Annotated in this window: 20 protein-coding genes; 12 read left to right on the top strand and 8 right to left on the bottom strand. The window is 58.1% G+C overall.

Going from position 1 to position 23,395, the window contains the following annotated elements; genetic code table 11:
• The first annotated feature begins 82 nt into the window (after positions 1–82).
• The 6 genes from ACR0JI_RS03730 to ACR0JI_RS03705 all read left to right on the top strand — a co-directional run bounded on the left by ACR0JI_RS03730 (position 83) and on the right by ACR0JI_RS03705 (position 6,804).
• Positions 83–532, top strand: coding sequence for a methyltransferase family protein (locus ACR0JI_RS03730; protein WP_480493827.1), 450 nt, complete (start codon positions 83–85; stop codon positions 530–532).
• A 129-nt stretch (positions 533–661) separates the two neighbouring features.
• Entirely contained in the window at positions 662–2,233 is a 1,572-nt protein-coding gene (locus ACR0JI_RS03725) for a Re/Si-specific NAD(P)(+) transhydrogenase subunit alpha (RefSeq protein WP_480476021.1), read from the top strand.
• Between the two features lie 13 nt (positions 2,234–2,246).
• Positions 2,247–3,701: an NAD(P)(+) transhydrogenase (Re/Si-specific) subunit beta gene (locus ACR0JI_RS03720; protein ID WP_480476023.1), complete on the top strand. Its 1,455-nt coding sequence runs from the start codon at positions 2,247–2,249 to the stop codon at positions 3,699–3,701.
• 154 nt (positions 3,702–3,855) lie between these two features.
• Positions 3,856–4,212 carry a VOC family protein gene (locus ACR0JI_RS03715; RefSeq protein WP_480493828.1) on the top strand — a complete coding sequence of 119 codons (357 nt, stop codon included), beginning with the start codon at positions 3,856–3,858 and terminating at the stop codon, positions 4,210–4,212.
• Between the two features lie 109 nt (positions 4,213–4,321).
• Complete coding sequence (locus tag ACR0JI_RS03710) at positions 4,322–5,599, top strand: DUF3422 family protein (RefSeq protein ID WP_480493829.1); 1,278 nt, start codon at positions 4,322–4,324, stop codon at positions 5,597–5,599.
• Between the two features lie 68 nt (positions 5,600–5,667).
• Complete coding sequence (locus ACR0JI_RS03705; protein WP_480476029.1) at positions 5,668–6,804, top strand: MFS transporter; 1,137 nt, start codon at positions 5,668–5,670, stop codon at positions 6,802–6,804.
• A 7-nt stretch (positions 6,805–6,811) separates the two neighbouring features.
• Here the strand turns inward: ACR0JI_RS03705 and ACR0JI_RS03700 are convergent, their stop codons facing one another.
• From ACR0JI_RS03700 to ACR0JI_RS03690, 3 genes are all read right to left on the bottom strand, one after another.
• Positions 6,812–7,792 (bottom strand): ABC transporter permease, encoded by a 981-nt coding sequence (locus ACR0JI_RS03700; protein ID WP_480476031.1) that lies wholly within the window; start codon positions 7,790–7,792, stop codon positions 6,812–6,814.
• Positions 7,785–8,792: an ABC transporter permease gene (locus ACR0JI_RS03695; protein WP_209504480.1), complete on the bottom strand. Its 1,008-nt coding sequence runs from the start codon at positions 8,790–8,792 to the stop codon at positions 7,785–7,787. Before ACR0JI_RS03695 ends, ACR0JI_RS03700 begins: the two co-directional genes overlap by 8 nt.
• Positions 8,793–8,885: 93 nt before the next feature.
• Positions 8,886–10,592 (bottom strand): peptide ABC transporter substrate-binding protein, encoded by a 1,707-nt coding sequence (locus tag ACR0JI_RS03690; protein WP_209504479.1) that lies wholly within the window; start codon positions 10,590–10,592, stop codon positions 8,886–8,888.
• A 285-nt stretch (positions 10,593–10,877) separates the two neighbouring features.
• On the opposite strand from ACR0JI_RS03690, the gene ACR0JI_RS03685 reads away from it, so the two are divergent.
• From ACR0JI_RS03685 to ACR0JI_RS03665, 5 genes are read left to right on the top strand one after another with little or no spacing between them, the layout of a single operon-like run.
• Positions 10,878–12,698: an ABC transporter ATP-binding protein gene (locus ACR0JI_RS03685; RefSeq protein ID WP_480493830.1), complete on the top strand. Its 1,821-nt coding sequence runs from the start codon at positions 10,878–10,880 to the stop codon at positions 12,696–12,698.
• Between the two features lie 4 nt (positions 12,699–12,702).
• Positions 12,703–13,869 carry an acetylornithine deacetylase gene (gene argE / locus ACR0JI_RS03680; protein WP_480493858.1) on the top strand — a complete coding sequence of 389 codons (1,167 nt, stop codon included), beginning with the start codon at positions 12,703–12,705 and terminating at the stop codon, positions 13,867–13,869.
• A 43-nt stretch (positions 13,870–13,912) separates the two neighbouring features.
• Positions 13,913–15,079 carry a M20 aminoacylase family protein gene (locus ACR0JI_RS03675; RefSeq protein ID WP_480493831.1) on the top strand — a complete coding sequence of 389 codons (1,167 nt, stop codon included), beginning with the start codon at positions 13,913–13,915 and terminating at the stop codon, positions 15,077–15,079.
• A 15-nt stretch (positions 15,080–15,094) separates the two neighbouring features.
• Positions 15,095–16,258: a M20 aminoacylase family protein gene (locus ACR0JI_RS03670; protein WP_480493832.1), complete on the top strand. Its 1,164-nt coding sequence runs from the start codon at positions 15,095–15,097 to the stop codon at positions 16,256–16,258.
• Positions 16,259–16,282: 24 nt separating this feature from the next.
• Entirely contained in the window at positions 16,283–17,446 is a 1,164-nt protein-coding gene (locus ACR0JI_RS03665) for a M20 aminoacylase family protein (RefSeq protein WP_480476043.1), read from the top strand.
• Between the two features lie 43 nt (positions 17,447–17,489).
• Here ACR0JI_RS03665 and ACR0JI_RS03660 read toward each other — a convergent pair whose 3' ends face one another.
• Both ACR0JI_RS03660 and moaA read right to left on the bottom strand, forming a co-directional pair.
• Positions 17,490–18,812: a 3-deoxy-D-manno-octulosonic acid transferase gene (locus ACR0JI_RS03660; RefSeq protein WP_480476045.1), complete on the bottom strand. Its 1,323-nt coding sequence runs from the start codon at positions 18,810–18,812 to the stop codon at positions 17,490–17,492.
• 3 nt (positions 18,813–18,815) lie between these two features.
• Positions 18,816–19,823: a GTP 3',8-cyclase MoaA gene (gene moaA, locus ACR0JI_RS03655; protein ID WP_480476047.1), complete on the bottom strand. Its 1,008-nt coding sequence runs from the start codon at positions 19,821–19,823 to the stop codon at positions 18,816–18,818.
• Between the two features lie 90 nt (positions 19,824–19,913).
• On the opposite strand from moaA, the gene ACR0JI_RS03650 reads away from it, so the two are divergent.
• Complete coding sequence (locus ACR0JI_RS03650) at positions 19,914–20,345, top strand: hypothetical protein (RefSeq protein WP_480476049.1); 432 nt, start codon at positions 19,914–19,916, stop codon at positions 20,343–20,345.
• Here the strand turns inward: ACR0JI_RS03650 and ACR0JI_RS03645 are convergent.
• The 3 genes from ACR0JI_RS03645 to glmS are packed head-to-tail and all read right to left on the bottom strand — an operon-like array spanning position 20,333 to position 23,394.
• On the bottom strand, positions 20,333–21,019 hold the full coding sequence (locus ACR0JI_RS03645; protein WP_480476051.1) for a DNA alkylation repair protein: 687 nt from the start codon (positions 21,017–21,019) through the stop codon (positions 20,333–20,335). The two genes, ACR0JI_RS03650 and ACR0JI_RS03645, sit on opposite strands and share 13 nt — an antisense overlap.
• A 5-nt stretch (positions 21,020–21,024) precedes the next feature.
• Positions 21,025–21,567, bottom strand: a complete 543-nt coding sequence (locus tag ACR0JI_RS03640) for a pyridoxamine 5'-phosphate oxidase family protein (RefSeq protein WP_480493833.1) — start codon at positions 21,565–21,567, stop codon at positions 21,025–21,027.
• A 3-nt stretch (positions 21,568–21,570) separates the two neighbouring features.
• On the bottom strand, positions 21,571–23,394 hold the full coding sequence (gene glmS, locus ACR0JI_RS03635; RefSeq protein WP_480493834.1) for a glutamine--fructose-6-phosphate transaminase (isomerizing): 1,824 nt from the start codon (positions 23,392–23,394) through the stop codon (positions 21,571–21,573).
• Position 23,395 lies beyond the last annotated feature (1 nt).

Here is a 23,395-nt window from a genome sequence, read left to right as displayed (position 1 = left end):
TTGCCAATCTGGTCGAAAAACGATAGGACGTCGGTCAGAAGCGACATATACCCGAAATTGTCGTCGCTCATGAGGGCTTAGAATGCGCTGGATAGATGTACCGCCGGTTTGGTTGATCGCTTTCGCGGCGCTGGCATGGGCGCAAGCCAGATACATGGCGCTGGGCCTGTCACTTGAGAGCGGCCTGACCGACCTTCTCAGCGGAGTTCTAATCGGCGGCGGCGTTCTGATGGCCGTTCTGGCCATTGTCGAGTTTCGTCGCCACAAAACAACCGTCATTCCCCATGAGACGCCGACCGCGATGGTGCAATCGGGCATCTACAAACGCAGTCGAAACCCGATCTACGTCGGTGACGTTCTGATTCTTGCGGGTTTGATCCTGCGGTTTGACGCCGTGTTGTCACTGGTTTTGGTTCCGGTCTTCGTCTGGGTGCTGGAGCGCCGGTTTATCCTGCCGGAAGAAGACCGCCTGCGCCGGCAGTTCCGCACGGATTTCGCACGCTATGAACGCAAGACGCGGCGTTGGATCTAAGGTGGCTGATTTCGTGATGTCACGTAAAAAATGCTGCACTTGCGAAATAATGTTGCGCAGGATACATCTTTGCTTAACAAAGAATACCGACCACCCGCTCGGACAGAGTAAAAATTAGGGGGACTGCCAGTGAAGATAGGCACGCCAAAGGAAATACTGGACGGTGAGAACCGGGTTGCAATGACGCCCGACTCGGCCGTGCAATTGCAGAAACTGGGCTATGAGTGCCTGATCGAGAAAGGCGCGGGCGCGGCTGCCGGTTTTTCGGATGCCGCATACGAGGCCGTAGGCGTTGAGGTGGTCAAGACCGCAGCGTCGCTGTGGAAGACCGCGGATATCATTGCCAAGGTTCGGATCCCGACTGAGGCCGAACTGAAACGGTTGACCAAGGGCAAGACCCTGATTTCGTTCTTCAATCCTGCGGGCAACGAAGAAGGAATGGAGCTGGCCAAATCCAAGGGCGCCAACGTGATCGCCATGGAGATGGTGCCACGCATCTCGCGCGCGCAGAAGATGGACGCGCTGTCGTCGATGGCAAATATCGCGGGCTATCGCGCCGTGATCGAGGCAGGCAACAACTTTGGCCGTTTCTTCACCGGTCAGGTGACCGCCGCCGGTAAAGTTCCTCCTGCCAAGGTGCTGATCGTTGGGGCCGGTGTGGCCGGTCTGGCCGCAATCGGGACGTCTACGTCGCTGGGCGCGATCACCTACGCGTTCGACGTGCGCCCTGAAGTGGCCGAACAGGTCGAATCGATGGGGGCGGAGTTCGTCTATCTGGACTTCGAAGAAGAGCAGCAGGATGGCGCGGCCACAGGCGGTTATGCCTCGGTCCAGTCGGAAGAATTCCGCAACGCCCAGCTGGCCAAGTTCCGCGAACTTGCGCCCGAGATGGACATCGTGATCACCACCGCCCTGATCCCCAACCGTCCGGCGCCCAAGCTGTGGCTGGAGGATATGGTCAAGGCGATGAAGCCGGGTTCGGTCATTATCGACCTTGCAGCCGAGCGTGGCGGCAACGTCGAAGGCACTGTGCCGGATGAGAAAGTTGTAACCGATAATGGCGTGACCATAATCGGTTATACAGACTTCCCCAGCCGGATGGCGGCACAATCCTCGTCGCTTTATGCAACCAACATCCGTCACATGATGACTGACCTGACGCCCGAGAAGGACGGTCAGATCAATCACAACATGGAAGATGACGTGATCCGCGGCGCAACCGTGACCCATGCGGGTGAGATCACCTTCCCGCCGCCACCGCCCAAGATTCAGGCGATTGCGGCGCAGAAAAAGCCCGAGGTCAAGGAACTGACCCCGGAAGAGAAAAAGGCGCAGGAGATTGCGGCCTTCAAGGCGCAGACCAAGCAGCAGTTCACCCTTTTGGGTGTTGGCGGCGCGCTGATGCTGCTGGTAGGGCTGGTTGCTCCGGCCAGCTTCATGCAGCATTTCATCGTCTTCGTGCTGGCCATTTTCGTGGGCTTCCAGGTGATCTGGAATGTCTCGCACAGCCTGCACACGCCGCTGATGGCGATCACCAACGCGATCTCGTCGATCATTATCGTTGGGGCATTGATGCAGATCGGATCGGGGTCGTTCCTGGTCATTCTGCTGGCGGCGCTGTCCGTCTTCATGGCCGGGATCAACATTTTCGGCGGCTTCCTCGTAACCCGGCGCATGCTCGCCATGTTCCAGAAATCTTAAGGAGGCCGGGCACATGGAATTTGGCTTCACCACTGCCGCCTACGTCGTTGCGGCTGTTCTGTTCATCCTTTCCCTTGGCGGGTTGTCAAACCAGGAAAGCGCAAAGCGCGCGGTCTGGTACGGTATCGTCGGTATGGCGCTGGCGGTCTTTGCCACACTGGTTGGCCCCGGTTCTGGCCTGTGGCTGCTGTCGATCCTGCTGATCATTGGCGGCGGTCTGATCGGTCAATACGTGGCGCAGCGCGTCCAGATGACCGAGATGCCGCAGCTGGTGGCCGCGATGCATTCACTCGTCGGTCTGGCCGCTGTGTTTGTGGGTTTCAATGCACATTTTGAAATCGGCAACGTGGCACAGGTCATGGCGATTGCGGATACGGCGAAAGAGGCGGATCTGCATGATCTGGGCACCTTTGCCAAACTGATCGCCAAGAAGACACCGGCCGAGCTGGCAATCCTGCATGTGGAACTGTTCCTGGGCATCTTTATCGGTGCGATCACCTTTACCGGTTCGGTCGTGGCCTATGGCAAGTTGGCGGGCAAAGTGACCTCGGCGGCGACAAAGCTGCCCGGTGGTCATGCGCTGAACGCGGCGGCAGCGGGCCTCTCGCTGATCTGTCTGATCTGGTACACCGCGTCTGGCGGGCTGTTGCCGCTGATCCTGATGACATTGGCGGCGCTGTTCATCGGTTATCATCTGATCATGGGCATTGGTGGCGCGGACATGCCGGTGGTTGTGTCGATGCTGAACAGCTATTCGGGCTGGGCCGCGGCGGCGATTGGTTTCTCGCTGGGCAATGACCTGCTGATCGTGGTCGGTGCGCTGGTGGGCTCAAGCGGTGCGATCCTGTCCTACATCATGTGCAAGGCGATGAACCGTCACTTTGTCAGCGTGATCCTGGGCGGCTTTGGTGGCCCGCAGGGTGAACAGATGGCTGTTGAGGGAGAGCAGGTGGCTATTGAGGCTGATGGCGTGGCTGCAGCCCTGAACGATGCCGACAGTGTAATCATCATTCCCGGCTACGGGATGGCGGTTGCGCAGGCACAGCAATCGGTCAGTGAACTGGTTCGTAAGCTTCGCGCCAAAGGTAAAGAGGTGCGTTTCGCGATCCACCCGGTCGCGGGCCGTTTGCCGGGCCATATGAACGTGCTGCTGGCCGAGGCGAAGGTGCCCTATGATATCGTTCTGGAAATGGACGAGATCAATGATGACTTCCCGGACACGGATGTGGCCATCGTTATCGGCTCGAACGACATCGTGAACCCTGCGGCGCAGGAAGATCCCAACAGTCCCATTGCCGGTATGCCAGTTCTGGAATGCTGGAAGGCCAAGCAGGTCTTCGTGTCCAAACGCGGTCAGGGTACGGGGTATTCGGGTATCGAAAACCCGCTGTTCTTCAAGGAAAATACCCGCATGTTCTATGGCGACGCCAAAGCGTCTCTGGACAAGCTGCTGCCGATGATCGAGTGATTAACCGGTTTGATCCATTTGCAAAGGGCGCCTTTGGGCGCCCTTTTCTTTTTTTGTGCTGTTGGGGGCTTTGCCCCCAAACCCCCAGGATATTTATGGCCAGATGAAGCGGGCGGGTTGTGATATACTCGATGCCGTGTGGTAGGAGCGAAACATGCAGAAAGTGAACGGTATAGGGGGCGTATTCTTTCAGGCCAGTGATCCTGAGGCGTTGAGCCGCTGGTACGAAGAACATCTGGGCGTAAACCACTATGATCCGGTGCCCTGGAAGCAGCGCGAAGGGTATACGGTGTTTGCGCCTTTCGCTAAAGACACTGAGTATTTCGGAAACCCGGATCAGCAATGGATGATCAATTTTCGGGTCGACGATCTGGGCGCGATGATACAGCAGCTTGAAGCTGCCGGAATCGCTGTTGAGACCCGCCCAGACTGGGACAGCGAGATCGGAAAGTTCGCTCGGCTTCACGATCCGGAGGGAAATCCGATCGAGCTGTGGCAGCCAAATCAATGAGATAGTCGGTTTGTATACCTTTGTATTCGTGTAAGTATATGAAATAAAATAAGAATTGATGTATCCGAGTTGTGACGTATAGTGCGGACACCGCTATCGGAGCCTCGGAATGACGCCAATCGATGATCACCCGCTGCGCTATGCGCTGGCAAATGAACTTCATGCCCGCCCGTTTCCGGCCGCCGATACGCCGTGCACGGTCGCCTTTCTTGCGATCAAGAAGCCTGAAGCAGCCGTCGCTCGGGACCGCAGTCAGGATATTGCCCATCTGATCGATCTGCTTGACCGACATGGGGCGCAACATCCGCAGCCGGGGGCCACGCATTATGCCGGGCAGATAGGACGCCATTGGCTGAAATGGGAGCAGCACACTGAGTTTGTCACGTATACGGCGATTGTGCCGAACGTCAGCGGCCGTCCCTTCAACCCGGCTGATTTCGAAGTTTTTCCCCCGGATTGGCTGATGGCCAGCCCGGGCCAGAGGATCACCTCGCTGCTGATGCGGGTGGTGCCGCGCCCGGAAGATGCGGCTGTAAAGGTCGCTCTGGCTGATTGGTTCGAACCTGAAAGTCTGGCGGTGTCGCGGGTGTTGGATGCTTCGGCAATTTGCGCCAGTGATTTCCGTATCGACCCGGCTGGTCACATGCGTTTTGCTTTGTTCGTGACCGAAGGCACGGGCACGCGCCGCACAGGGCGTATCATCCAGCGGCTGTGCGAGATCGAGACATACAAGGCGATGTCGATGCTTGGCTTTGCCCGCGTCAAACAATTGGCCCCCCGGATCGAGGAACTGGATGCCCAGCTGGCGAAGCTGATGGTTGAAATGACGGATGACACCACCCCACCAGATGCGCTGTTGCCTCAATTGCTGGCCATATCGACCGAGCTCGAGACCATATCGGCCCGCAGTTCGTTCCGATTCGGTGCGACCGGCGCTTACGAGGCGCTGGTCAATCAGCGGATCGATGTCCTGCGCGAGGAAAGGTTCGAAGGCGGCCAAAGCTTTGCCGATTTCATGATGCGCCGTTATGACCCTGCGATCCGTACCGTGAAATCAACAGAACGCCGCCTGCAGGCGCTGTCTGACCGGGCCATACGTGCGGGTGAGTTGTTGCGCACAAGGGTGGACGTCGAGCGGAGTGCACAAAATCAGGCCCTGTTGGAAAGCATGGATCGTCGGGCCGATCTTGCCTTGCGCTTGCAGCACACGGTTGAGGGCCTTTCTGTGGTGGCCATCAGTTATTACGCGGTCTCACTTGTCGGCTACCTTCTGTATCCGTTGACTGCCGCCGGCATAAGCAAGGGAATGCTGACGGCGGCGGCGACGATCCCGGTTGTAGCGGGCGTATGGTTCGCCGTTCGGCGCATCCGCAAACGCCTGGGTTAAGCTGCAATTGCCAATTTGCGCCCAACCTGTAGAACGGGTGAGGCGGGCAGACAGCACGAGGTTCTCTGTTGATTGGTGTTTTCTCGGCATGGCGGGCAGTTGCGGCCATGTTCATCCTGAACGGGGCTTTGTTCGGCATCTGGGCCTCGCGCATACCGGCCGTGCGCGACCGGTTGGAGCTGTCCCATGATGCGTTGGGGTACGGGTTGTTGTTCATGGCGGCCGGCGCCGTCTGTTCGTTTCCGGTCACAGGGCAGTTGACGGATCGGTATGGCGCAGTTGCGATAACCCGGATTGTGGCCGTTCTGTACACGCTGTCGCTGGTCCTGCTTGCTGTTGCTGGCGGGTTTTGGGCGCTGGCGTTTTGTTTGTTTGTTTTTGGCACCTTTCACGGATCGATGGATGTGGCGATGAATGCCTGGGCCGCCGAGGTCGAGCAGGCATATGACAAACCTGTAATGTCGTCATTCCACGCCATGTGGAGCCTTGGGGCCGGTCTTGGCGCGCTCAGCGGGTACGTGGCTGTTCAGATGGGGCTGACGGTTCTGGTGCATTTCCTATTGGCGGGTGGCGCGGTTGTTGCCTTCGCGCTGGCCTTGTCGTGGGTGCGCTGGACGTCGAATCGGTCCGAACGGTCAAAAAGCTCGGTTTTTGCTTTGCCCTCGGGCGCGCTGATACTGGTCGGATTCGCGGCCATGTGCGGTGCATTGGGTGAAGGCGCCGTCGCAGACTGGAGCGCGATTTTCCTGCGAGACATTTCGGGAGCGCCCGAAAGTGTTGCCGCATTGGGCTATGCCGTGTTTTCCGTGACGATGGTGGCGTTTCGCCTAGCAGGCGCGATTGTCATTATGCGGTTTGGTCCTGCTGCGACGGCCCGGTTCGGCGGGATCTGCGCGGCGTTGGGCGTTTTCGCTGTGGTTTCTTCGGTTGCGCCCTTGCCCGCATTGGCGGGGTTTGCGCTGATGGGCATAGGGTATGCGGTGATAATGCCGCTGGCGTTCAGCCATGCAGCCAGCGATCCGCTTGTCCCGCCGGGGCAAGCCATCGCAAGTGTAGCTACGCTGGGATATGGTGGGTTATTGATAGGGCCGCCGCTGATCGGATTTTTGGCGGAACTGTTCGGCCTGCGTCTGGCGTTCGCCGTGCTGTTGCCATTGGCCGTTCTGATCGTGCTGTTGGCCGGCGCGCTGAGGCGCGCCGACTAAACTTGTTTCAGCGTCCGCGAATGCGGGGATCCAGTGCGTCGCGCAGCCCGTCACCCAGATAGTTGACGCTCAGCACCGTCAGCGAGATCGCAAGGCCGGGCCAGAATACACGCTCGGGGTATTGCTGAAGATAGTCGACACCATCAAACAACAGGCGGCCCCATGTCGGGAAGTCGGGCGGGAATCCCAACCCAAGGAAGGACAGCGCGCTTTCGGTGATGATCGCTGTGGCAATCCCCAGCGTTGCCGACACCATGATTGGCGAAAGAACGTTCGGCAGGATATGCCGCGTGATGATCTGGCTGTTGCTGGTGCCGATGGAGCGCGCGGCGAGAACGAATTCACGTTCCTTGATGGCCAGCACATCACCGCGCACGATCCGCGCAGTCGGCATCCATGAGGTGATGCCGATGGCGCAGACGATCAGGATGAATATCCCGCGCTCCAGCCCAAAAGCCGCTGACAGGGGCTCGCGGAACAGAAGCATCATAACCAGCAACAACGGCAGCAAGGGCAGGGCCAGAAACAGGTCGGTCAGGCGCATCAGCGGCCCATCGAGCCGTCTGAAGAATCCTGCCAGAACGCCGATGAACGATCCCAGAAACAGCGCCAGCAACATCGCGGTTATGCCAACCGAGACTGAGGTTTGACCACCCGACATCATGCGCGCAAGAATGTCGCGACCCAATTGATCGGTGCCAAAGGGATGCGCCCAACTGGGGCCCTGATTGCGCGACCGGATATCGATCTGGGTTGGATCGATGCTCCACAGATACGGGCCCAAATAAACACCGGCGACGATGATGATAAACAGGATCGCACCGACCATTGCGCCTTTGTGGGTCTTGAACTGATCCCACACATCGCGCCATTGGCTGCGGGGAGGGGTGGCCAGTTCTTCCATCACGCCGGCCGTTGGCAAGGCTGTCGAGGCAGGTGCAAATCCTTCGTCCGGGACCAGTGTATCGGTACGATCATGATCAGTCATATCGAATCCTCGGGTCCAGAATGCCGTAAAGTACGTCAGCGATCAGGTTGAACAGCACGATCAGTACGGCAAAGATGAAGGTCAGGGTTTGCACCATCGGCAGATCATTGGCCTGAATCGCTCCGATCAGCAGCTGACCGATGCCATTCACTTTGAACACCTGCTCGGTGATGATGGCGCCACCAAAGATGGACGGAATACCCAGCGCAATCACGGTGACCACCGGGATCATCGAGTTTCGCAGAACGTGAACCATGACCACGGTATATTCGCTGAGACCCTTGGCGCGGGCGGTGCGAACATAATCCTGATTGAGGTTATCCAGCATGGACGCGCGCATGAACCGGCTGAGCTGCGCTGTAATCTGCAAGGCCAGAACCATGACCGGCATGATCATCTGTTTGAGTTGCACAACGAAACTGTCCCAGCTGTTGACCACCAGCGTGGTGTCATAGATCGACGGGAACCAGCCCAGCTGGACCGAGAATATGACGATCACCAGAACACCCGAGAAGAAGGGTGGAACGGAAAAGCCAACCATCGACACGAATGTGCCCATCTGGTCGAACCACGAATACTGGCGGTAGGCCGAATAGATGCCGATGGGCAGCGCGATCAGGATGGCGACCACATAGGCGGTGCCGACAACCCACAGGGTCTGCGGGATACGCTGAACGACGATGTCCATGACCGGTGAGCGGGTCTGCCACGAAATCACACGCAAGTCGCCTTCGGAGAAGGTTGTACCGAATACAGAGTCGACCAATACCTGTGGTTCTATCCAGAAGAACTGCACGATCCATTTCCAGAACCGGATATGCATCGGCTGGCCGAGGCCAAGCGCCTCGCGCATCTTCTCTTTGACTTCCGGGGGAACGGTGAGCGGAACCTGTGCCATCGGGTCGCCAGGGGCAAGCTCGAGCAGCAGGAAGATGACGAGGCTGATGAACAGCAGTGTGGGCACCGCCAACACCAGTCGTCTGATTGTAAAGTTGAGCATTCAAAGGCGCCTTTGTTGATGCGTCTTCTTGTTGGAACGGCCTGCAAATGACCGCGCCCCGAAGATCGGGGCGCGGCTTGGCAGGTTTAACGCTTAGGAGCCGGTTTTGCGGTACCAGTCCGCAACGTTCCAAAGCTCGCTGTCCCAAGTGTTCAGGATCACGCCACCCAACGTGTTGGAATGTGCAGAGACCCGTCCACGATCAACCAGCGGAACCACGACATAGCTGTCCTTGGTCAGCATATCGTTGAGTTTACGTGCAATTTCGCCACGCTTTTCAAGCTCACCGGTGCGGCCCAGTTCGGCCACCAGCTTGTCATACTCGGCGTCACAGTAACGGTTGATGTTCTCACCCTGCCACTGGCTTTCCGGCTTGGGTGCCTTGTCACAGGTGTGCTGCGCAAGATAGCTTTCCGGATCGGTGCCATCGAAGTTGTTGGCGTACATTTCAACGTCTGCATAGAAACGCTGGAATGTGTCCGGGCTGCCCGGGTCACCGCCGAAAAAGACCGACGCGTTGATGTTGCGCAGCTCGGTTTCAACACCGATTTGGCTCCACCATTCCTTGATCAGCGCCTGGAAGTCCTGACGAACAGCGTTGGTCGAGGTTTGATAGACCAGCGACAGTCTTACACCATCCTTGGCGCGGACGCCGTCAGCGCCTTTCACCCAGCCGGCTTCATCCAGCATCTGGTTCGCGCCGTCAATGTCCTGCGTCAGACACTCGGTGTTGTCGCTTGCGTACAATGCCGGGGCCGGTACCAGGTTGCAGGTCGGGCGACCGGCTTGACCGTAGCCAATCTCAACCAGAAGATCACGGTCGATTGCCATCGACAGGGCCTTGCGAACAGCCAGTTCCGACAAGGCTGGGTGCGGATGTTTGGCGGTTGAACGTTCGCCTTCAGGCAGGCTGGGGGACGGATCTGTCATGTTCATTTCGATCCGCTCAACCAGGGTCCCGAATGCGGCGATGGGAGTACCTTTACCACCTTCCTTCATCTGCTCGATGACTTCAGGCGCCAGCTGCAGGTTCCACGCATAGTCGAATTCGCCGGTTTCCATCACAGCACGGCCAGCCGCCGTTGCGTCACCGCCACCTTTGAAGGTCAGCGTGGCAAAAGCGGGCTTGTTTGGGTCACGATAATTCGGGTTGGCCGACATGGTGATCACGTCGTTTGGCTTGAATTCGTCCACAACAAACGGGCCGGTTCCGATCGGGCCAAAGTTCTGGTCTGTACATTCAGGCGCCTTGGAGCCCATGCAGTTCTGAAACTGGGCCATCTGGATAATTGGCGACTGACCACCCATGAACGGGCCATAGGGGTTCGGCTTTGGTTCGGCAAAGTTGACCTTGATGGTCAGATCGTCGATTGCCTCGACGCTTTCGACGCCTTCAAACTTGGCAAGCTGGGCGCAACCACCTTCCGGATGCATGCAATAATCCGCGGTGAACTTTACGTCGGCCGACGTCACGGGCGATCCATCGGACCAGACCAAACCGGATTTCAGCTTCCACGTGATCGATTTCAGATCCGACGAAACACCACCGTTTTCCACGGTCGGGATATCCTCGGCGAGATAGGCTACAAGGTTCCCGTCTTGGTCATAGCGACCGAGCGGTTCAATCACCAACGAAGCCGATTCGATGTCTTTTGTGCCCGAGGACAGATACGGGTTCAGGATCGACGGGGCCTGCCAGTAAATGATGCTGACATTGCCGTCCGATCCACGCTCGGCCATAGCCACAGGGGCCATCGCCGTGCTTGCAATCGCACCAAGCAAAAGGGTTTTGATTTTCATAAGTTACTCCCAAGTTGGACACGTTCGTGTCTCGATTATCTCCGCAAGGCCTGCGGGTTTGGCGTTGCCGCCCCAAGGTAAGGTTTTGATCAACAAAGATAATAGCGCTAACGATTTCAGTCTGCGCCGCCTCCCCAGGTCGGTTACATGGCGTATCGAAACAGAACCTGAGAAAAATGCAAGTAGTGCCGTCGCGAAAAGGTGTAATGGGTTTGACTTTTCCCGGCGGCCCGCCTTAGCGTTCGGAATTCAGAAAAAGAATACCGTCGTCAAGGGAGCGCGCGCGTGCTGGATCAGCCTATTGCACAGATTAAAAAACTGCGGGTGGAGTTTCAGACGAAGGATGGCCCCGTTGTCGGTGTTGAGGATGTCTCGTTCGAGATCAAACCGGGTGAAACCGTTTGTATCGTTGGCGAATCGGGCTCGGGGAAATCGGTGTCGTCGCTGTCGCTGATGCGGCTGGTCGAGTTTGGAGGCGGCGAAATCGCGGGTGGTGAACTTCTGTTTGACCGCCGCGACGGGAGCGAGATGGACCTGTCCAAAGCCGATCCGGATCTGATGAAACAGATTCGCGGCAACGAGATCGGGATGATTTTTCAGGAGCCGATGACGGCGCTGAACCCAGTTTTTACCGTTGGTCGCCAGTTGACTGAAGGTCTGCGCATCCACAAGCAGATGTCGAAGTCACAGGCCGAGGACCGTGCGCTTGAGTTGCTGCGCCAGGTTCGTATCCCCGAGCCCGAGCGTCGTTTGAAACAGTACCCGCATGAGCTGTCGGGCGGGATGCGCCAACGTGTCGTCATCGCAATGGCGATGGCCTGCGAACCCCGCTTGCTGATCGCGGATGAACCCACCACGGCGCTTGACGTGACTATTCAGGCCGAGATCCTGGCCCTGATGGATCGCCTCAAGCGCGAAACCGGTACGGCGGTAATGTTCATCACCCATGACATGGCGGTTGTGGCGCAGATGGCTGACCGTGTTGTCGTCATGTATCGCGGCAACAAGGTCGAAGAGGGGACCGTCAGGGAAATCTTTGAAAACCCGCAGCATGATTACACCAAGGCGCTTTTGGCCGCAGTGCCGAAGCTGGGTGAAATGCAGGGTAAGTCGGCGCCCGAACCGATGAAGTTGCTGGGTGTCGAGGGGCAGAAAATTGCACCCATCCCCGGAACCGAAGAAGTTTTGTTGACGGTAAAGAACCTGACCACGCGGTTTCCGGTCAAAGGTGGTCTTCTGCGGCGCACGATCTCGAACGTTCATGCGGTCGAGGATGTGTCATTCACACTGAACAAAGGTCAAACGCTCAGCCTTGTGGGCGAATCCGGGTGCGGCAAGTCCTCGGCCGGCCGTTCGATCCTGCGGCTGGTCGAGCCGATGGCGGGCGAGGTCAATCTGGACGGTGTCGATATCATGAAGCTGGACCCGTCCGGCCTGCGCAAGGCGCGGCTGGATATGCAGATGATCTTTCAGGACCCGTTCGCCTCGCTGAACCCACAGATGCAATTGGTCGATCAAGTTGCCGAGCCGATGCGCAACTATGGCGTGGCGTCGGGATCCGAGTTGCAGGACCGCGTAGCACAATTGTTCGACAAAGTGCAGCTGCCGCGCAGCTTCATGCGTCGTTTCCCGCATGAAATGTCCGGTGGGCAGCGTCAGCGGATCGCGATTGCCCGCGCACTGGCCCTGAACCCCAAGCTGATCATCGCGGATGAGGCGGTCTCGGCCCTCGACGTGTCGGTTCAGGCACAGGTTCTGAACTTGATGATGGAACTGCAATCCGATTTGGGGCTGTCTTATCTGTTCATCAGCCATGACATGGCCGTGGTTGAACGTGTCAGCCACTATGTCGGCGTTATGTATCTGGGTCGCATCGTGGAACTGGGCCCGCGTGCGCGTGTGTTTGAAAACCCACAACACCCCTATACGCAGGCGTTGATGAAGGCAGTTCCAATTGCTGACCCGAACAAGCGAAAGACGGAAAAAGACCTGAACTTCAAACCGATCCCGTCACCGATCCACCCTGTCGATTTCAAACCGGAACCCTCTCAATATCACGAGGTTGAACCGGGTCACTTTATCCTGACCACAGACAGTGGGTACTGACCCGATGGGCAAGCGCCTGACGCCGCTTGAGATCATGACCAAGCTGATCTCATTTCCAACCGTGAGTCGTGACACCAACCTGCCGTTGGTCGACTGGGTGGACGAATACCTGCAAAGCCATGGGATCACGTCGCACCGCTGGCCTGATCCGAATCAGCCGCATAAGGCGGCGATCTTTGCGCATGTCGGCCCTTTGGAAGAAGGCTCAGTTGTGCTTTCCGGGCACACGGATGTAGTACCGGTTGACGGGCAACCCTGGGACACCGACCCCTTCACCGTGACCGAGGAGGACGGCAAATATTTCGGGCGCGGCACCTGTGACATGAAGGGATTTGTTGCGCTTGCCATCTGGACGCTGGTCGAGGCGCATTACGCAAATGTGAGGCGACCGCTCCAACTTGCGCTGAGTTTTGATGAGGAAGTCGGGTGTACCGGAGCGCCGCCGATGATCGAGGCAATGCAGGGCATTTTGCCCAAAGGCTCGGCGGTGATCGTAGGTGAGCCGTCGATGATGCAGGCGGTAACGGGTCACAAGGGCGGTTTCGGCTTTGACACCCATATCGTCGGGTTCGAAGTTCACAGCTCGATCATGCACACAGGCGTCAACGCCATCATGGCAGCGGCCCCATTGATCGACTGGGCCAACCAGCAGAACGCGCGGAACTTGGCGGCGCAACCCAGTGCCGTTGCCGCCGTATTCGATCCACCCTGGACAACCTGCCATGTCGGTATGATTGAAGGCGGAACGGCCCACAACATTACTGCCAAAGACTGCCGGTTCATGATGGATTTTCGGACCGTGCCCGACGAAACGCAGGCCCAATGGCGAGATGCCTATTTCGAACAGGTTCGGCACATTGAGGCTCAGATGCAGGCCGTTCACCCGGATACCCGCATCGAACTGACTGAAAACTTCGCGATTCCGGGGTTGATCCCGGAAGAGGATGGTGAAGCCGAAGCACTGGTACGCGCCCTGACCGGAGACAACGCAAGCCATGTGGTCAGTTACGGGACCGAGGCAGGCCAGTTTCAGGAGGCCGGGTATTCTGCCGTGATATGTGGACCCGGAGACATAGCGCAGGCACATCAGCCGAATGAGTTCGTTACGATTGAACAATTCGAAGCCGGTCATAAATTCATGCAGCGATTGGTTGAAAAACTATGCGCCTAGCCCGGTGTAATACGGTGCCAGCGGTTGAAAGGGAGGTCTTGAGATGCCCGTAAAAAACAGACTTGCGGAAATGCATGGCGAGATTACCGAATGGCGCCGCCACCTGCACGCCCATCCGGAGCTGATGTATGACGTCCATGAAACTGCGGCCTTTGTTGCCGCCCGTCTGAAAGAGTTTCGAGTGGACGAGATCACTCCGGGCATTGGCAAAACAGGTGTTGTCGGGGTGATCAAAGGGCGCACGGATACGCAGGGGCGCGTCATCGGCCTGAGGGCGGACATGGATGCACTTCCGATTGAAGAGGCGACAGGGCTGGACTATGCCTCGACCGTGTCGGGCAAGATGCACGCCTGCGGACATGACGGGCACACTTCGATGCTGCTTGGGGCCGCGCAGTACCTTTCCGAGACGCGCAATTTCGATGGCACTGTGGTTCTGATCTTCCAGCCCGCCGAAGAAGGCGGGGCCGGCGGTCTGGCCATGTGTCAGGACGGGCTGATGGACCGCTGGGGCATTCACGAGGTCTATGGCATGCACAATATGCCCGGTCTTCCGGTGGGCGAGTTCGCAATTCGCCCCGGCGCGTTGCTGGCCTCGTCCGATGAGTTTGAAATCACGGTCACTGGCAAGGGCGGACACGCCGCTGCACCGCACGAGGCGGTGGATACAACTCTGGTAGCCTCGCATATCGTTGTTGCCTTGCAATCGGTGGTGTCCCGGACCGTTGACCCGATCAAGCGAGTTGTCCTTACCGTTGGGACGTTTGTGACGGATAGCGTTGCGTCGAACGTGATCGCTCATACGGTGCGTTTGCAGGGAACCGTGCGGACACTTGACCCCGAGTATCGTACAATCACCGAAGAACGCGTGCGCCGGATTGCCGAGGATACAGCCTCGGCCTTTGGCGCGAAGGCGGAGGTTATCTGGACACCCGGATATCCGGTGACAGTGAATTCCGAGGCCGAAACGGGCTATGCGGCCGAGGCGGCAGCTGCGGTTGCGGGCAAGGTCAACGACAGCACGGACCCTATCATGCCGTCCGAAGATTTTGCCTATATGCTTGAAGAACGCCCCGGCGCGTACATCTTTATCGGGAACGGGGATACGGCCATGTGCCACCACCCGCAATACAACTTTGACGACGACGCGATCCCCGCCGGTTGCAGCTGGTTTGCCGAGCTTGTGGAACGACGATTGCCTGTCGTATGAAACAGGGAGAATGACATGCCGATCAAGAACCGTCTCGCAGAGATGCATAATGAGATCACCGGTTGGCGGCGTGACATTCACCAACACCCGGAAATTCTGTACGACACTCACCGCACCAGTGCGCTGGTTGCGGAAAAGCTGAACGAGTTTGGTTGCGACGAGGTCGTGACTGGCATCGGTCGCACCGGAGTCGTTGGTGTCATTCGCGGCAAAAGCGACACACGGGGCCGTGTGATTGGCCTGCGCGCCGATATGGACGCCCTGCCGATGCAGGAACAGACCGGGTTGGACTATGCCTCGGAAATACCGAATGCGATGCATGCCTGTGGTCATGACGGCCATACAGCGATGGTTTTGGGGGCCGCCAAGTATCTGGCGGAAACCCGCAATTTTGATGGCACGGCAATCGTGATCTTTCAGCCTGCCGAAGAGGGTGGAAATGGTGCCGAGGCCATGTGCAAGGACGGTCTGATGGATCGGTTCGGCATTCAGGAAGTCTATGCGATGCACAATGTGCCGGGTATTCCTGCCGGGCAGTTTGCCATTCGTTCGGGGCCGTTGCTGGCGGCAGCGGATGAGTTTGACATCCATCTTGAAGGGCGCGGCGGCCACGCGGCAAAACCTCATCAGACGATTGATACAACGGTGATGCTGTCGCAGCTGATCGTGGCGTTGCAGACGATTGTGTCGCGCAATGCGAATCCGATTTTGCAGGCCGTGCTGTCTGTGACCTCGGTCGAGACGTCCTCGAAAGCGTTCAACGTGATCCCGCAATCAGCACGGATCCGCGGCACTGTTCGGACCCATTCCAACGAGTTGCGCGACCTGATCGAACAACGGCTGAAGGAAGTCTCGGAAGGGATCTCTGCAACATTTGGCGGGTCTGTGAACGTCACCTATAAACGCGGTGTTCCGGTGACGATCAATGCCGAAGCTCAGACGGGATATGCAGCAGAGGCCGCGGTGTCGGTTGGGGGCAGTTGCATTGAAGCGCCGATGGTGATGGGGGGCGAGGATTTCTCGTTCATGCTGGAAGAGAGGCCCGGGGCATTCATCGTTTTGGGCAACGGTGACAGTGCTGGGCTGCACCACCCCGAATACAATTTCAATGACGAGATCATCCCCATTGGGTGCTCGTGGTTTGCGGAAATGGTCGAGCGCCGGATGCCAGCGGCTTGACCTGAATCAGGAGAGAGAAAAGACATGCCAGTCAAGAACCGCTTTGCCGAATTGCAGAATGAAATCACGGAATGGCGAAGGGATCTGCACGAAAATCCCGAGATCCTGTTCGAAACCCACCGCACCAGCGCGAAGGTGGCCGAGAAGCTGAAGGAGTTCGGCTGCGATGAGGTTGTGACCGGTATCGGACGTACCGGTGTTGTCGGGGTGATCAAAGGCAAGTCGGACAGCAAGGGAAAGGTGATCGGCCTGCGCGCAGATATGGATGCTTTGCCGATACATGAGGCAACGGGGTTGGACTATGCCTCGAAAACGCCGGGTGCGATGCATGCTTGTGGCCATGACGGGCACACCGCGATGTTGCTGGGGGCGGCAAAGTACCTGTCGGAAACCCGCAACTTTGACGGCACTGTTGTCGTGATCTTCCAACCTGCTGAGGAAGGTGGCGGCGGGGGCCGCGAAATGTGCGAAGACGGAATGATGGACCGCTGGAACATTCAGGAAGTCTACGGCATGCATAATTGGCCGGGGCAGCCTGTTGGCAAGTTCGCAATCCGGCCGGGTTCGTTCTTTGCGGCAACTGATCAGTTCGATGTCACCTTTGAGGGTCGCGGCGGACATGCCGCCAAGCCGCATGAGACTGTGGATACTACAGTTCTGGCAGCACAGGCAGTCCTTACGTTGCAAACGATTTCTTCGCGCAATGCCGACCCAATAGACCAGGTCGTGGTGTCTGTGACGTCGTTCGAGACGTCATCCAAGGCATTCAATGTGATCCCTCAGACCGTGCAGATCAAAGGCACCGTGCGCACAATGAGCAAGGGCATGCGGGATCTGGCTGAAAAGCGGATCAACGAGATTTGCAACGGTGTAGCGGCCACGTTTGGCGGCACCGCTGACGTGACTTACATTCGCGGGTACCCGGTAATGGTGAACAGCGACGAGCAAACAGAGTTTGCGGCGGATGTGGCCCGGTCGGTGTCCGGTGATTGCGACGAGGCACCGTTGGTCATGGGGGGCGAAGATTTTGCCTTCATGCTGGAAGAGCGCCCAGGCGCCTATATTCTTGTGGGCAACGGTGACACCGCAATGGTTCATCACCCGGAATACAATTTCAACGACGAAGCCATTCCGGCCGGATGCAGCTGGTGGGCAGAGATTGTTGAACAGCGGATGCCAGCCGCCTGATGGTGAGGGAAGGGGCTCTGCCCCCACAACCCCGGGGATATTTTTAGCCAGATGAAGCGGGATCCTTTGCTTGCAGATCAAGCACCGTGCAGAGGGTTTCGACGACGGCATCCAAGGCGGTCGACTGCGTATTGACGCAGGATTGTGCAGCCGTTCTGGCGGCTTGAAGGGCATTTTGATCCGACAGCCAATGTGAAACGGCCTCAGAGAGGTCAGTGGATGTTTGGACCTCGACAGCGCCCTTGGCGTCGATCAGCGGGGCAAACGTTTCTGCGAAGTTGAAATACCCTGGGCCGGTGACCACGGCGGCCCCAGCCTGTGCCGGTTCAAACGGGTTGTGTCCGCCAATCTCTTTCAGTGAGCCCCCAAGGAACACGATCGGGCAAAGCGCGTACCAGGTTCCGGTTTCGCCCAGCGTGTCGGCAACATACACGTGCGTCGTATCTGTGATCGGTGCATTTTTTGACCGGAAGGATGCCATGAGCCCGGCGTTGTTCAGAAGTTCTGCAACCTCGCCGCGTCGTTCGGGGTGGCGTGGGATCAGTAGCAGCAGAAGGTCGGGCCAATGTTGCAATAACGCCTTGTGGGCTGTCAGAACGCTGTCCTCTTCTCCGGCATGGGTGGAACTGGCGATCCAGACAGGTCTGGCGGCTATTTGCGCACGAATGTCGTCCAGCGTGCTCTGGTCCACAGGTAGAGGATCGGACATGGCCTTGAGGTTGGTGCCGGGCTGCACCCGTTGGGCTGGGGCACCCATGGCAATCAGGTTGGCTGCTGTTTTGTTGTTTTGCGTTAAGAGCAGGCGAAATTTATTCAGGACAAACCTTGCTGTTTTAGGGCGCTTCTTCCATCCGGCGACAGATTTGTCCGACAATCGAGCATTCAGCAGAGCCAGCGGAATGTCGCGCCCCGCGCTTTCGACAATCAGCCGCGGCCAGATCTCGCTTTCGACGAAGATCCCGGCATCGGGTTGCCAATGGTCCAGAAAGCGTTGAACCGGGCCGGCTGTGTCAAGCGGTGGGTACTGGTGTCGGGTGCGAGGCGGCAGTCGCTTTTCGATCAGGGCCGCTGAGGTTGGCGTTCCTGAGGTGATCAGAAACTCGGTTTTGGGAAGGCGGTCGGCCAGCCGATTGATCAGAGTGAGGACTGACAGGCTTTCGCCGACACTGGCGGCGTGGAACCAGATCAACTGCCCTGCGGGGCGGGGCATACTGGCATGGCCAAGACGCTCCTGTTGGCGATTGGCTGGTACACCGGCAGCCTCAAGTTTCTTTCGGACGGTTCTCCAGACCAGAGGTGCGGCCAGAGAAATCAGGGCGCAGTACAGGTGGTACAGTGCTGTGGGGCGGTCTTGGTGATCCGGCATATATCAGCCGCCTGTATGGCTCATATGGCGGCTCATCCGACCATCAACGGACTGGCGAGAATAGTCGAAGTCATGACCTTTTGGCTTCAGGTTAATCGCCGCACGGATGGCATCTTCAAGCGGCTGTTCGGTATCGGGGTGATCCCGCAATGCGCCCCGCAGATCCGCCATGTCCTCCTGCCCCAGACACATATAAAGCTCGCCGGTGCAGGTCAGGCGTACGCGGTTGCAGCTTTCGCAGAAATTGTGGGACAGGGGCGTGATGAAGCCGATCTTCTGACCGGTTTCTTCCAGCCTGATATAGCGGGCCGGTCCGCCTGTGCGTTCGGCCAGATCAGTGATCGTGTAATGGTTTTCGTACTCTTTGCGCACATCCTTGAGAGACCAGTATTGATCCAGTCGATCCTCGTTGCCGATATCGCCCATCGGCATGACCTCGATCCAGGTCAGGTCCATGTCGCGCTCGGCGCACCATTCGGTGATCTTCGGCAGTTCGGGTTCGTTGAATCCCTTGAGCGCAACAGCATTGATCTTGATCCGCAGCCCGGCCTTTTGCGCCGCGTCGATGCCGTTCAGTACCTGTTTGAGGCGGCCCCAGCGCGTGACTTTTGCAAATTTGTCGTCATCCAGCGTATCCAGGGAAACATTCACACGGCGCACACCGGCGGCATAAAGATCTTCGGCAAAGCGATGCAACTGCGAACCGTTTGTCGTGAGCGTCAGCTCTTTCAACGCACCGCTTTCCAAGTGGCGGGTCATGGCGTTGAAGAAGGTCATGATATTGCGACGAACCAATGGCTCACCGCCGGTAATGCGCAGTTTCTCGACGCCCATTCTCACAAAGGTCGAGCACATGCGATCCAGCTCTTCCAGCGTAAGAAGGTCTTTCTTGGGCAGAAAAGTCATGTTTTCGGACATGCAGTAGACACAGCGAAAATCACAGCGGTCCGTAACGGAGACGCGGAGATACGTGATGGCGCGAGCAAACGGGTCGATGAGCGGAGCGGACATGCGACATAGGTAAAGCTGTAACCAGCCTGCGACAAGTGCGAACTGCGCTTTGCACTGGATCACACCCGCATGGGGTTGTAGTTTCCGGGCATGAAAAAGGTATTTGTTTTTCTATGCGTTGTTTTGACCGGGTGCGATTCTGTCCGGGCAACGACGGAACGTGTGTTCGGGTCGGGGGATGAGGCGGCTGCGGCCGTATCGGACGTTGAAACTGCGCCAGTTGTCGCTGAGGAGGTTCTTCAGCCCGAGCCGGTTGCGGCACGCCCCAGTTGGGTCGGGGCCAAAACAACCATTGCCGGGCTTGGTGATCCGACCACACCAGGGCGCTGGATGCAGACGCCGCTGGTCGATAGCGAGGTAACGGCGCGAGTTGTTGTGCCCAGAACCGGCGCGCAGGCCTATATCACCCTGGTTCCTGCCGCAGGCCCGGAAAGTAGCGGCAGCCGCTTGTCGCTGGATGCCATGCGGGCCCTTCTGGTGCCATTAGACGAACTGGTCGAAGTCGCGGTCTATGCCGACTGACTTTTCAGGTATTTGGCTGCTTCGCGTCGGGCGAACGGTTTCATGGCATCACCGTGTTTGTCCAGAAACGCGATCACACGTTCGGGGTCGGGTTTGGACAGTTCCCGGAGCCACCAGGCGATTGATTTCTGAATAAACCAGTCGCGGTCAGGGACATATCCGGCGGCCCAGCCGAGGATACAGTCGCGACGTTGCAGGTCTTCGGGCTTGGGGTGGTTCTGTTTGGTCCAGGGCAGTGTTGCGACAAGGGCCGCGCGCCGGGTCCACATGTGATCGGACTGAGTCCACTGTTCGACGACAATCAGTCTCTCGGGGTCGGCCATCAGTCGTTTTTGCATCGCCATGCAGGCATGATCGGCGACGGCCCAGGCGTCAAAATCCGGTAGCCAGCTTTGAAGCAGGTCCCAAACCTGATCGTCGGGCCGGATGCGGGCCTGGGTCAGAAGCTTGGCCGCGGCAAGGCGCGCTTCGTGGATATCGGTTTGCCACAGCGCCTTGGCCAGCGCGACGCGTTTATTCACATCCAGCTCTTGCCGCCATGCTTTGGTCAGATCGTTGAGAACCGGGTTGGCGACGCCAAGATAGACGCGATCCGCCTTGTGATAACTGGCCATCTGACCCGCACGTTCGGGGTCGGCATGGGCATTGATCTGATCAAGAAAAGTGGTCAGCATCGGGGTCAGACCGGAACGCCTGTTGGTTCGCCGTCTATCGTCTGGCTGTTCTTTTCGGCCCAATAAGACCGGATGTCGCCGTCCGTCTTGCCATCGACCCATTTCTGCATCGTGTCGCGGTCGGACTTGAATTCCATGAACGGCACTGCATACCCGCAAGAGGTCTGAACCATTTCGATCGACTGGTCATAGATCTGTCGCGCGCTGCGGTGGTTGGGGAAAAGATTGGCCAGTTCATCCCAGCCCTCATCTCTGACGTGCAGAGTGCGGGCTGTGCCATATGTGCGCAGGATCAGTGGGCGCGTGGTGAAGGAGCACCACATCAGTGTCATCCTGTTGACCTGCATCAGATGCCCCGCCGTCTCGTTGCCGCTGCCAGTCAGGTTCATCCAGACGATGCGGTTTGGCCCCAGCACCCGCAGCGAGTCCATACCTTTGGGCGAGATATTGACCTTTCCCTCGGTCCCGGCGGTGCCGACGAAGAACATATGCTGATCTTCGATGAACTTTTGATGCGCGTCATCAAGCCGGGGAAACTGTTTGGACATGGGTCACTCTACCGTCACTGATTTTGCCAGATTGCGCGGCTGGTCTACATCCGTCCCTTTGGCTACAGCTGTGTGATAGGCCAGCAACTGTGCGGGAACCGAATAAAGGATCGGCGCAAGACTGGTGTGAACATGCGGCATCCGGATCGTGCTCCAGACTCCGTCTCCGGCCTCGTCAATTCCATCATCATCAGACACAAGGATCACTTTGCCCTTGCGCGCCATCACTTCCTGCATGTTTGACACGGTCTTGTCGAACACCGTGTCACGGGGCGCCATGACGACAACAGGCATATGCTTGTCGATCAAGGCGATAGGTCCGTGTTTCAACTCGCCCGATGCATACCCTTCGGCGTGGATGTAGCTGATTTCCTTGAGCTTCAGCGCCCCTTCCATTGCCAGCGGATACATCAGGCCACGGCCCAAGAACAGAACGTCGCGCGCCTCGGACAGGCGTTGGGCTGCTTTGCGGATCGCCCGGTTCTGATCCAGTGCCGTGTTCAGCACGGTCGGCAATCCGCGCAGCGCAGCGGCATGATCGGCGATTTCCTCATCCGTCAGGGTGCCGCGATCTGTCGCCGCCTTGAGCGCGAGCATCAGCAAAACGCTTAGTTGACAGGTGAAGGCCTTGGTCGAAGCCACACCGATTTCAACGCCAGCATGGATCGGCAGGGCGATATCGCTTTCCCGAGCAATCGAACTTTCAGGGACATTGACGACAGAAACGATCTTGTCCGCCTTGCCCTCGCAATAGCGCAGCGCGGCCAGGGTGTCGGCGGTTTCTCCTGACTGGCTGACAAACAGCGCCAGTGTGCGAGCCGTGATCGGAGGTTCGCGATAGCGAAACTCGCTGGCGATATCGACCTCGACCGGCATCTTGGCCAGTTGTTCGAACCAGTATTTCGCGGTCAGGCAGGCGTAAAACGCGGTGCCGCAGGCGACCATGGTCAGGCGGTCCAGCTTGCTGAAATCCAGCTCGGCGTTGGGGAACACCACTCGATCACCGCCCGTGGGCAGGTAGGATCGGATGGCCTCGGCCACGACGATAGGCTGCTCAGTGATTTCCTTGGCCATGAAATGCTTGTGCTCGCCCTTGTCGGCGCGCGCATGATCCAGCTTGATCTTGCGCTTTTCCCGGTTGGCCAGTTCACCGGCTTCGTTGCGGATTTCCAGCGATGTTCGGGTCAGAACTGCGCGGTCGCCTTCCTCAAGATAAGTGATCTGGTTGGTCAGCGGCGCAAGGGCAATGGCGTCCGAGCCCACATACATTTCACCATCTCCGTGGCCGATGGCCAGGGGTGATCCTTTGCGGGCCGCTACAATCAGGTCGTCCTCACCATCGAACAGGAATGCAAGGGCGAAGGCACCTTCCAACTTGTCGATGGTCTTGAAAGCGGCCTCGACAGGGGACATGCCTGTGTTGAGGTGATGTTCCGTCATCAGCGCGACGGTTTCAGTGTCGGTTTCGGTCTTGAAGGCGACACCGTGTTTGGCCAGTTCCGCCCTCAGGTCGCGGTAGTTTTCGACAATTCCGTTGTGAACCACGGCCACCGGGCCCGCCTTGTGGGGATGCGCGTTGTTGACGGAAGGCGCACCATGTGTGGCCCATCGGGTGTGACCAATGCCGGATTTACCGGGCAGCGGATCATGCACCAACAAATCGCTGAGGTTGACCAGTTTGCCGACCGCACGCCGACGACCCAGGACACCGTCATTAACGGTTGCAATCCCGGCGCTGTCATAGCCGCGATATTCCAGCCGTTTCAGGGCTTCTACCAGTATAGGAGCCGCTTCATGCTGCCCCAAGACACCTACAATTCCACACATA

This window comes from Ruegeria sp. N10 (assembly GCF_056531545.1).
This window is presented reverse-complemented; position numbering and strand designations above follow the sequence as displayed.